Source organism: Arthrobacter sp., from assembly GCF_030540645.1.
Lineage (GTDB): Bacteria > Actinomycetota > Actinomycetes > Actinomycetales > Micrococcaceae > Specibacter.
Genome location: NZ_JAUNVV010000005.1, coordinates 24159 through 34379 on the forward strand (window position 1 = coordinate 24159; position 10221 = coordinate 34379).

At 62.7% G+C, this 10221-nt stretch carries 8 protein-coding genes and 1 pseudogene; 2 read left to right on the forward strand and 7 right to left on the reverse strand.

Translation table 11 applies throughout. From position 1 onward, the window contains the following. Positions 1-16: 16 nt before the first annotated feature. From Q4P21_RS01970 to Q4P21_RS01995, 6 genes are all read right to left on the reverse strand, one after another. A complete protein-coding gene (locus Q4P21_RS01970) occupies positions 17-970 on the reverse strand; it encodes a cytochrome b/b6 domain-containing protein (RefSeq protein WP_303387189.1) in 954 nt (317 codons plus the stop codon). Positions 971-1166: 196 nt separating this feature from the next. Next, the gene (locus tag Q4P21_RS01975) at positions 1167-2204 is read right to left on the reverse strand and encodes an MBL fold metallo-hydrolase (protein ID WP_303387190.1); all 1038 of its coding nucleotides are present in this window, start codon (positions 2202-2204) and stop codon (positions 1167-1169) included. Positions 2205-2210: 6 nt separating this feature from the next. Next, positions 2211-3743: a long-chain fatty acid--CoA ligase gene (locus tag Q4P21_RS01980; RefSeq protein ID WP_303387191.1), complete on the reverse strand. Its 1533-nt coding sequence runs from the start codon at positions 3741-3743 to the stop codon at positions 2211-2213. Between the two features lie 54 nt (positions 3744-3797). After that, positions 3798-4661, reverse strand: coding sequence for a crotonase/enoyl-CoA hydratase family protein (locus Q4P21_RS01985; RefSeq protein WP_303387192.1), 864 nt, complete (start codon positions 4659-4661; stop codon positions 3798-3800). Continuing rightward, positions 4661-6829 (reverse strand): 3-hydroxyacyl-CoA dehydrogenase NAD-binding domain-containing protein, encoded by a 2169-nt coding sequence (locus Q4P21_RS01990; RefSeq protein WP_303387193.1) that lies wholly within the window; start codon positions 6827-6829, stop codon positions 4661-4663. The genes Q4P21_RS01985 and Q4P21_RS01990 overlap by 1 nt, the downstream gene beginning before the upstream one ends. 4 nt (positions 6830-6833) lie before the next feature. Beyond that, a complete protein-coding gene (locus tag Q4P21_RS01995) occupies positions 6834-8087 on the reverse strand; it encodes an acetyl-CoA C-acetyltransferase (RefSeq protein WP_303387194.1) in 1254 nt (417 codons plus the stop codon). 164 nt (positions 8088-8251) lie between these two features. Here Q4P21_RS01995 and Q4P21_RS02000 point away from each other — a divergent pair, with 164 nt between their 5' ends. Together Q4P21_RS02000 and Q4P21_RS02005 are read left to right on the forward strand one after the other, a co-directional pair. Next, on the forward strand, positions 8252-9118 hold the full coding sequence (locus tag Q4P21_RS02000) for an enoyl-CoA hydratase-related protein (RefSeq protein ID WP_303387195.1): 867 nt from the start codon (positions 8252-8254) through the stop codon (positions 9116-9118). Then, complete coding sequence (locus tag Q4P21_RS02005; protein WP_303387196.1) at positions 9115-9840, forward strand: TetR/AcrR family transcriptional regulator; 726 nt, start codon at positions 9115-9117, stop codon at positions 9838-9840. Before Q4P21_RS02000 ends, Q4P21_RS02005 begins: the two co-directional genes overlap by 4 nt. Positions 9841-9871: 31 nt before the next feature. On the opposite strand, the pseudogene Q4P21_RS02010 reads toward Q4P21_RS02005, so the two are convergent. Then, positions 9872-10221: pseudogene (locus Q4P21_RS02010) on the reverse strand (short chain dehydrogenase); the annotation flags it as partial.

Here is a 10221-nt window from a genome sequence, read left to right on the forward strand (position 1 = left end):
CAGCACGGGGCGCAGCTTATTTCGTAACCTTGCCCATCAGTGACGCGATGGGGCGAAGGAACAGTGGGCTGGCCAGGAACCATGCCCCGGCCATGACCACCAGCGACAAGGCAAAAATGCCAAAGCCCCACCAGTTCACCGCGTCGCTTGAGGCGTACATATGGTTCAGGTTGCGCAGAGCACCGGTGGCCAGCACCAAGGTCACGTGGACCACGATGAAGAACACAAAGTAGATCATGACGGGGAAGTGGAGCGCCCTGGCAGCCTGGATGGGGTAGATCCTGTTCAAGGTGTTGGCATTCTTGGGCCAGGCCCCCGACATGCGAAGGCCCGTGATGATGGCCAGCGGTGCCGCAATGAAGACGGTGATGAAGTATGTCAGAAGCTGCAGGCCGTTGTAGTTGACCCAGCCGTTGTCGGTGGGCCAGTCAAGGGAGAGGTATTGCAGCCCTGCGGAGATGGCGTTGGGAAAAACATCCCAGCTGGTGGGCACGATCCGCATCCACTGGCCGGTGAAGAACAGCACCACGATGAAGATGGCGCCGTTGAGCACCCACAGCGCATCCAGGCTCAAGTGGAACCACAGGTCAAGACTGATTTTCGTGGGGGCGTTTTTCGTTTTGATGAGGCCCTTGTTGTTGCGCACCCAGTGAGCCGGTGGGCGCTTGGTGGTGCGCACCTGCCAGCCTGAACGGATGATCAAGATAATGAAGAACATGTTCAGGAAATGCTGCCAACCCAACCACGCGGGGATGCCCACCGGCGCCGTTTCAGGCAGTTCAGACTGCCCCGGGTACGTCGTCATAAAGGACTGCATGGACTCCAAGGACACCAGCCACCGGGCGGCAAGGACGGCCACCAGCAGGACAATGACCAGGACAGCGGCGGCTACCCCGGTCCGTGCCCACGGGCCCAAAGCCTTCCAGCGTGCACCGATGCCGGCGGCCTGCTTATTCAAGGGGGTCGACATGGTTCAAAAAACCTCTTTCGAAGAACGTCCCGGAACCGGTCCGGGTGGTTTGGCGCTCATGGTGTGCAAACGCCGCCATGGGCAACAGTCTCTATGTGTAACAGTCTCTATTTCCTACAGGCAAAGCATTGACTTGGGCCAGCTCAGCAACGAAAGGCAGGCCAAGGATGCAGTTCCCTGCGTCTTCTCCTGCTGCCTATCCTACGGCTGCAGGGCTGCGTGGCACCGCAATATCCACGGCGGTCCCCCGGGCAGCTAGATATACCAGATGGCTGGCCGTTTCAGCCAGCGCCAGGCGAAGCGTAAAGCCACGCAGAGACACAAAGCCGCGCGACCACGTCAACTTCCTGGACACGTCCCAGACAGTTTCCGCCGTGCCTGATTCCAGCACTGCCAGAACCTCGGCGGAACGGGTCAGCGTGTGCTCTTTCAGCTCCGCGACGCGTTCGGGCAGTCCGCGGAAACGGTACTCGTGGGCGGGCAGCACCTCCATATCCGCGCCAACTCCCATGGCCTCCAGGGATGCGAGATAGTCCCCCAACGGGTCCACTTGGTTAATGGTCTCCAAGCTGATGTGCGGGGTGATCCTCGGCAGCACGTGGTCACCCGTGAGAATCAGCCCGTTGGCTTCGTCCACCAGGCAAATGTGTCCGGGCGTGTGTCCCGGCGTGGCCAGCACCCGCACCTGCAACCCCGCAACGGGGAGCAACTCGCCGTCTGCCAGGCGGTGTTCCGGCTCCTGTAGATTGGCCATTTGCGCCCACGTGGCTTGGTGGAACGAAACCTCGTCCAGGAAATCGGCAGGCACACCCCAAGCCTGAAACTGCTTTCTGTCCGCAGCCACAAAGGCGTCCGGCTCACTGCCCCAACTCTCGGCCCGCGGCTCATGCTCACCCAACGCCACCCATGCCCCGGATGCTGCGCGCAGCCGTGCAGCCATGCCCAAGTGGTCGGGGTGGAAGTGCGTGACAACTATCCCGGTAACGGACGACGGCGTGAGGCCGGCAGCTGCCAACCCCGCCTTGAGTGCCTCCCACCCCTCGTCCGAGTCCCAGCCCGGATCCACCACGGCAACTTCCTTCTCACCCACCAAAACATACGCCAGCGTGTAGCGCATGGGGTTGTTGATGAAGGGAACGGGAACGGAGAAGACGCCTGCATGCACCTCCTCGACGGGTGGCAGCTCTTTTTCCTGCCAGGCCTTGAACTGTTCCGTACCGGTAATGGTGATCATTGGGTCCTATTTCTGTGCTGCGGTGTAGTTCTCGCGCAGTTCACGCTTGAGGATCTTCCCTGCCCCGGACATGGGCAGCGCCGTAGGGAACTCAAAACTGCGCGGCACTTTGTAGCCGGAGATATGTTCACGGCAAAAGGTCTGCAGACTCTCCGCGGTGGCGCTTTGCCCGGGGGCCAGTACAACAACGGCATGCACGCGCTCGCCGAAATTCTCGTCCGGGACCCCGATGACGGCTGAGGAGGCAACTGCGGCGTGCTTGCTCAGCGCATTCTCCACTTCGGCGCAGTACACGTTTTCCCCACCCGTGACGATCATGTCCTTGAGTCTGTCAACGACATAGACAAAACCTCTGGTGTCCAGGTAGCCAAGGTCTCCGGTGTGCAGCCAGCCCTCGCGCAGAGCGGCAGCGCTTTGTTCCGGGTTATTCCAATACCCCAGCATGACGTTCGGTCCCTTGCAGCAAACCTCCCCCACCTCTCCGACGGGCACTTCGTTGCCTTCAAGGTCCAGAATGGCCACCTGGCAGTGCGGGGCAGCCCGGCCGCCTGAGCGCATGGCCTCGCCTTCATGGTCGTCCGGCAGCAGCAGCGTGATGACGGGGGCGGCTTCGGTCTGCCCGTAGGCCTGGGTCAGACGCAACCCGGGAAAGCGCTCCTTGGTGCGCTTCAGCACTCCTTCGGAAATGGAGGAGCCGCCGTACAGCATGCGCTTCATGGAGGACAAGTCGTAGTTTCCTGCGTCGGGGTGGTCCGTCAGGATTTGAATCATCGTCGGAACCAGGAGCACATCCGTGGGCTGGTGTTCCTCGATGGCCTTGAACACGGAGGTCGGTTCAAAGAAGGGCACCATAACGTGGGTGCCCCCTAGGATGGTCAGCCCGCACCATGCAGCCAAGTCGGCCAGGTGGAACATGGGAGCCGCGTGCAGCAGCACGGATCCTGCCTTCAGCAGTTCCCCGCTTGCAACGGTGCCCATGCCGGAGCTGACAAAATTCATATGGCTGAGCATGACACCCTTGGGGAAGCCCGTGGTTCCGCCGGTGTAATACACCCCTGCCAGGTCGTCGCCGCTGCGGTAGGCGTCCGCCACAGGTTTGTTCTCTGCCACCAGTTCCTCATAGGCAAGCATGCCCTCAGGGGTGGGCCCGTCGCCGCAATGAATGAGGATTTTCAACCCGGGCGACTTCTCCAGCAAAATGGGCGCCATGGGCACGAACGCGTCGTCGATAAACAACACACGCGTGTCCGAGTCATTCATCGAATAGGCGATCTCCGCCGGGGTCCATCTGATGTTGACGGGATTCACAGCCGCACCCGCCCACGGCACAGCCAACAGGTATTCGGCGTACCTGTCACTGTTCATGGACACAATGCCCACCCTGTCCCCGGCCTCAACACCTAGATTTTGCAGGGCTCCGGCCAGCCGGGCGATGCGGTCGGCGTGCTCGACGTAGCTGCGGACCCGGTCTTTGTAGATGGTGGCAGTCCCCTGGGGGTCTGACTGCAGGGATCTGTGCAGGCCTTGGGTGAGGTACATGTAACACTCCTTCGTGTATGGTCATCATCTTTTCCACTGCTGCCGGATCATTGCCTAGCGTCCCTTGAAGACGGCGGGCCGGCGTTCACCCATGGCCTGCACGGCCTCCAACAAGTCCTCGCTGTGCAGGAATGAGGCATTCCACAACGCCACATGCCGCAGTCCGCGGGCAATGCGCTCTTCCCGCTCTTCGTTAAGCACCGCCTTCGTCCCTGCAACGGCCAGCGGGGAAAGTGCCGCCATCTCCGCCGCCATCGCCAGGGCCGCGTCCGCCAAGCTGCGTTGGTCGGGATGGACGTCATTGACCAGGCCAATCCTTTCGGCCCGCTCAGCGGTGATGTCCTTCGCCGTCAACGCCAGCTCACGCAGGTGCCCTTCGCCGATGATGCCGCGCAGTCGCTGTAGGCTACCCACGTCGGCCACGATCGCCAGCCGTGCCTCCCGGACGCTGAACTTGGCGTCGGCGCTGGCCAGGCGGACATCGGCGGCACTGATCAAATCCACACCGCCGCCAATGCACCAGCCGGAAACAGCGGCAATGACGGGCTTGCTGCACGACGCCACAGCTGTGACCCCGGCTTGGAAACTGGCTATGACGCCGAGCAGTTCAGTGCGTGCCGCAGCCTGCGCGGCGGCACCAGGACCGAGCTTCTCCAGCCAGTTACCGAGCACCTCCTGCACGTCCAGGCCCGTGCTGAAATTGGCCCCCGCACCCGTGAGCACCACGGCACGGACGGACTCATCGGCGTCGAGGGCGGCGAAGACCTGCGGGAGTTCCGCCCAAAAGGCGAGCCCCATCATGTTTCCGCGCCCCGGACCCACCAGACTGACGACGGTCACCCCGTCCATGGGTGCCTGCTCGACGGTGAAGGCATTCCAGTCCCTGGTGAACGCCGTCCCGGCAACAGCGCCTGCCACTAGAACGTGTCCTCGTTCTCGGCCTTGGCTACGAGCGAGGCCGGTGGCAGGAAGTGCTCACCATACTTGCCCGCAAGCTCACGAGACCTGCCCACAAAACCAGCCAGTCCGCCGTCGTACCCGTTCATGTACTGCACCACCCCGCCTGTCCAGGCAGGGAAACCGATGCCCAAAATGGAGCCAATATTGGCCTCTTCGACGCTGCGCAGTACTCCCTCATCAAGGCACTTGACGGTTTCCAGGGCTTCGGCGAACAGCATGCGCTCTTTCATATCCGTGAAGGGGATTTCCTTTGTGCCGCCGTACGTTTCACGCAGCCCCTCCCACAACCCCGTGCGGTGGCCGTCGGTGTAGTTGTAGAATCCGGCACCGGCCAGCTTTCCGGTGCGGTGGAGGTCCTCGACCATGGTATCCACCACGTCGGTGCCGGGGTGGTGGCGGTACTGTTGCACCCCGTTGTCAGCCTCCAGCCCGGCTTTGGTCTCCTTGTGGATCTTGGCCAGCAGGGACAGGTTCAGCTCGTCCGCGAGCTGCAGCGGCGGGGCAGGGTAGCCCGCCTGCAGCCCGGCCTGCTCGATGGACGGGGCAGCGATGCCCTCGCCCAGCATGGCCAGGGCCTCGTTGATGAACGTGCCAATGACGCGGCTGGTGAAGAAGCCACGGCTGTCGTTGACCACAATGGGGGTCTTGCGGATTTGCTGGGCAATATCGAAGGCTTTGGCCAGGGTTTCATCGGAGGTGTTCGCCCCGGCGATGATTTCCACCAGCGGCATCTTGTCCACCGGGGAGAAGAAGTGCAGCCCGATGAAGTTTTCCTGCTTCTTCACACCCTTGGCCAGCTCGGTGATGGGCAGGGTGGACGTGTTCGAGCCGAGTACGGCGCCCTGTTCCACCAGGTCCTGGATTTCCTTGAACGCTGCCTGCTTGACTTCCACGTTCTCGAAAACGGCCTCAATGACAAGGTCACAGCCCGCCACGTCCGCAGCATCCGCTGTGGGCATGATCTTGGCCAGCAACGCATCCGCCTGCTCCTGGCTTGAGCTTCCCCGGGCCACTGCCTTGTCGGTGAGTGCCTTGGAGTAGCTCTTGCCGCGTTCGGCTGCTTCCACGGAGACGTCTTTCAACACCACGTCCATGCCGCCGCGGGCACACACGTAGGCAATGCCGGCGCCCATCATGCCCGCACCCAGCACAGCCACCTTCTTGGCCGTGTATTTTTCATGGCCTGCCGGGCGGGTGCCTCCAGCGCTGATGCGGCCCATGTCAAAGAAGAACGCCTTCGTCATGTTCGTGGAAACCTGCCCCGTCACGACTTCCACGAAGTAGCGGGACTCAACCTCAAGGGCCGTATCGAAGTCCACCTGGGTACTTTCAACGGCGGCCGCCAGGATAGCGCGCGGCGCCGGGTAGTTGGCACCCTTTAGCTGCTTGCGAAGATTAGCGGGGAAGGCCGGGAGATTTGCCGCAAAGGCCGGGGTTGACGGTGTTCCGCCGGGAATCCTGTACTTGGGCACATCCCACGGCTGGACGGCGTCGGGGTTGGCCTTGATCCACGCCTTGGCGGCCGGGACAAGCTCCTCCACAGTGTCAACGACCTCGTGGACCAGACCGACTTCCAGTGCCTTGCGCGGCTTGTATTTTTGCCCCTGCAGCAGCACCTTCATGGTGGCCTCGGCCACCCCCATCAGCCGGACGGTGCGCACAATGCCACCGCCGCCCGGCAGCAGGCCAAGGGTGACTTCCGGCAGGCCGATGACCGATCCCTTGGCATCGGCGGCTATGCGGTGGTGGCAGGCCAGTGCAATTTCCAACCCACCGCCCAGTGCCGCACCGTTGATGGCCGCAACCACGGGCCGGCCGAGTGTTTCCAACGTCCGCAGCTGGGCCTTGATGTTTTGACCCAATGCGAAGATCTTTGCAGCATCCGCCTTCGTGGCTGCGATGAGGTCCTTCAGATCCCCGCCGGCAAAGAACGTCTTCTTGGCCGAGGTCAGTACGACGCCGGTGATGTTCTCCTTCTCAGCGGCAAGCCGTTCAACAGCTGCCTGCATGGAGACGTTGTAGTCCGCGTTCATGGTGTTGGCGGACTGGTTCGGGTCATCCATGGTCAAAGTGACAATCCCGTCGGCGTCCTGCTCCCAGCGGATGGTGTTCGTTGTCTCGCTCATGTTCCTAGACCCTCTCGATCAAAGTTGCCACGCCCATGCCGCCGCCAATGCACAAAGTGATGACCGCCCTGCGCTTGTCCGTGCGTTCCAGCTCATCCAGCACGGTGCCAAGAATCATGGCACCCGTGGCTCCCAGCGGGTGCCCCATGGCGATCGCGCCGCCGTTGACGTTGAGCTTTTCTTCCGGAATGCCCAAGTCTTTTTGGTACTTCAGCACCACGGACGCAAAGGCTTCGTTGATTTCAAACAAGTCAATGTCGGCCACGCTCAGGCCGGCCTTCTTGAGCAGTTTTTCCGTGGCAGGGGTTGGCCCGGTGAGCATGATGGTGGGGTCGGCGCCTGAGGTTGCCGTGGCCACGATCCTGGCCCGCGGCTTCATGCCCAGCTTCTCGCCCATCGCAGCGCTGCCCACCAAAACCAGCGCGGCGCCGTCGACAATCCCGGAAGAGTTTCCCGCCGTGTGGACGTGGTCGATGCGTTCCACGGCATGGAACTTCTGCAGCGCGACGGCGTCGAAGCCACCGGCGTCGCCCATGGCGGCAAAGGCCGGGCGCAAGGTGGCCTGCGAGTCCGGGGTGGATTCGGGACGCATATGCTCGTCATGGTCAAGGACCACCAGCCCGTTCTGATCCTTGACGGGGATCACCGAGTTGGCGAAGCGTCCCTGTGCCCAGGCCTGCGCGGCCAGGCGCTGCGAGCGCACGGCGAAGGCATCGACGTCGACCCTGCTGAAGCCTTCCATGGTGGCGATGAGGTCCGCGCCAATGCCCTGCGGCACGAAGTAGGTGTCATAGTTGGTGGCCGGGTCCATGGCCCATGCGCCGCCGTCGGATCCGATGGGCACGCGGGACATTGATTCCACCCCGCCGGCGATGATGAGCTGGTCCCAGCCGGAGCGGACCTTTTGGGCTGCCACGTTGACGGCTTCCAGGCCTGAGGCACAGAACCGATTCAGCTGCATGCCGCCCACGGTGTTGGGCAACCCGGCTGCAATGACGGCCGTTCGGGCGATCACGGCGCCTTGGTCTCCGATGGGGGAAACGACGCCGAGGATCAGGTCGTCGATCAGGTTTTCATCCAGTCCCGGATGGCGTTCACGCAGGGCCTGGATCAGGCCCACCACCAGGTCGATGGGTTTGGTGCCATGGAGTGAGCCCTTCTTGCCACGGCCGCGCGGGGTACGGATCGCGTCGTAGACGAAGGCTTCCGGTGCAGATGCTTCCGGAACAGGTTCCGCAGATACAGAGTTTGCGCTCACGTGAGCTTTCCTTCCATGGTCATTCCTCCGACACGGGCGTGCAGATGAGCACTGGTCCATGTCACAGAAATTGAAGTTGTTGACATACTGCCAATAGTTCAGGATTATTGACAGCGTGTCAACGGTTAATGCAAGCCGGTATCCAGTTCCCAAAGGCGATGTCCATGGCAGCAGCGAGTTCAACCCCCGATTCAGCCATCACCTATGCAGTTGCAGACGGGATTGCGACGGTTGCGCTGAACCGTCCGGAGGCCCGTAACGGCTACACCCCCGCCATGGCCGATGAACTGGAGCAAGCCTTTAAGGCCGCAGATGCGGACCCCTCGGTGTTCGTGGTGGTGTTCACCAGCGTGGGCCCCGACTTCTCCGTGGGAGCAGACCTGCGCAGCGGTGGTTTTGAGCTGTCCATTAACGACGACGTCGGCCACGGGTGGCAGGAGCCGGCGGGACGCTGCTCCAAAACCATCTTTGGCATGAACAAACCAGTCATCGCGGCCCTCCGCGGGGTGGCGGTGGGCGGCGGTTTGACCATCACACTCTCGTGCGACTTCCGGCTCGCCTCACACGACTCGCGTTTCGCGTTCCCGTTCAGCCGCCGCGGAGTCTTCCCCGAGGGCGGTTCCGTCTGGTACCTGCCCCGGCTTGTGGGCATCCCGCGGGCCACCGACTGGATGCTGACCGGGCGGGTTTTTGGTGCCCAGGAAGCGCTCGACGCCTCGCTTGTCATGTCCTTGCACGCACCCGATGACGTCCTTGACGCCGCATATGCTCTGGCTAGGGACATCATCACCAACACCGCTTCCGTGTCGACGGCCGTGATCAAGCAAATGCTCAACCGGCTCAGCACCCTTGACTCACCCCTTCCCGTCCATGCCCTTGACTCGCAGCTCATCGCTGAAATCCCCAGGCACGGCGACGCCGTTGAAGGAGTGCATTCCTTCTTGGAAAAGCGAGCACCCCACTTCCCCATGTCCGTGCCAGCCGATCTGCCACCGTGGCTGCCTTGGCTCGATGGAGACGAGGCACCATGAACGTTCCCAACCCGACCCCGCACCCAAACCAGGCTTCCGCCGCAAAGGAGGTTCCCGACGTCGTGCATGGCACAGAGATCACCGGTGGTGCCGTGCTGGATGAGGTCCTGCTGGGCGACGTGGGTTCCGAGCCGCGCAGGCAGCGGCTGAACCCGGACGAACGGCGTCGGCAAATCTTTGTGTGCGCGCAAAGACTCTTCAACGCCCGCCCCTATGAAGACGTCTCTGCGACCGATATTGCGGCGGCCGCCGGGGTGGCGCGCGGGCTGGTCAACCACTACTTTGGCAACAAGCGCCAACTGTATTTGGAGGTCATCCGGATCAGCTCGACGGTTTCCGAAGTGGAGATCGCCAAGCTGCCCGAAGGTTCGCTGGACGAGCGCATTGAACTGGCCGTGGAAGGATTTTTGGACTCGTTGGAGGAGTCTGGGGCCTCATGGCTGGCACTCGGCTCCGGCGGTATGGGCCGGGACCCGGATCTGGAACGGATCTTGATCGCTTCGGAAAATGACACCATTGAGCTGCTGATCCAGGCCTGCGGGCTGGCCGGGCGCAAACAGAGCCGGGAGCAGATCCGCGCCATGTTCCGCGTTTACGCGCACTTGGCCCGCAGCGGGGCGCGTGAGTGGCTGCTGCGCCAGACCCTCACGCGCCCACAGGCGCACGCGCTGCTAACCGGCACGCTGCAGTTCATCACCAAGGAAGCCCTGCAATTGCCGTAGCCACGCTTCCCGCTTCGAAGGGCTCCGAACCTCAGGGGTCCACATACAGGTCCACCATGAGTTCCGCCGTCGGATCCACCGCGTAGGCAGCGAAGTTCACCATCCCGCGGGCGCGCAAAAGCTCCTCGTCGATGATGGTCTGGCCGGTAAGTTCCCTGCTGGGCGTGGTGAGGATCGCGTGTGCGGCATCGGCCATGATGGTGGCATGCCGCGAGCGCCGGATCATTTCCTGCCCACCCAGGAGGTTCGCGACGGCGGCCGTGGCTATCGTGGTGCGCGGCCACAGCGCGTTGGCTGCCACTCCCTGCGCAGCGAACTCCGCCGCAAAGCCGAGCGTGGCCAGGGTCATGCCGTACTTGGCCAGCGTGTAGGCCGGGTTGG

Coding starts and splice junctions, on each gene's coding strand:
- Q4P21_RS01970 (WP_303387189.1), bottom strand. CDS start 970: ATGTCGACCCCCTTGAATAAGCAGGCCGCCGGCATCGGTGCACGCTGG.
- Q4P21_RS01975 (WP_303387190.1), bottom strand. CDS start 2,204: ATGATCACCATTACCGGTACGGAACAGTTCAAGGCCTGGCAGGAAAAA.
- Q4P21_RS01980 (WP_303387191.1), bottom strand. CDS start 3,743: ATGTACCTCACCCAAGGCCTGCACAGATCCCTGCAGTCAGACCCCCAG.
- Q4P21_RS01990 (WP_303387193.1), bottom strand. CDS start 6,829: ATGAGCGAGACAACGAACACCATCCGCTGGGAGCAGGACGCCGACGGG.
- Q4P21_RS02000 (WP_303387195.1), top strand. CDS start 8,252: ATGGCAGCAGCGAGTTCAACCCCCGATTCAGCCATCACCTATGCAGTT.
- Q4P21_RS02005 (WP_303387196.1), top strand. CDS start 9,115: ATGAACGTTCCCAACCCGACCCCGCACCCAAACCAGGCTTCCGCCGCA.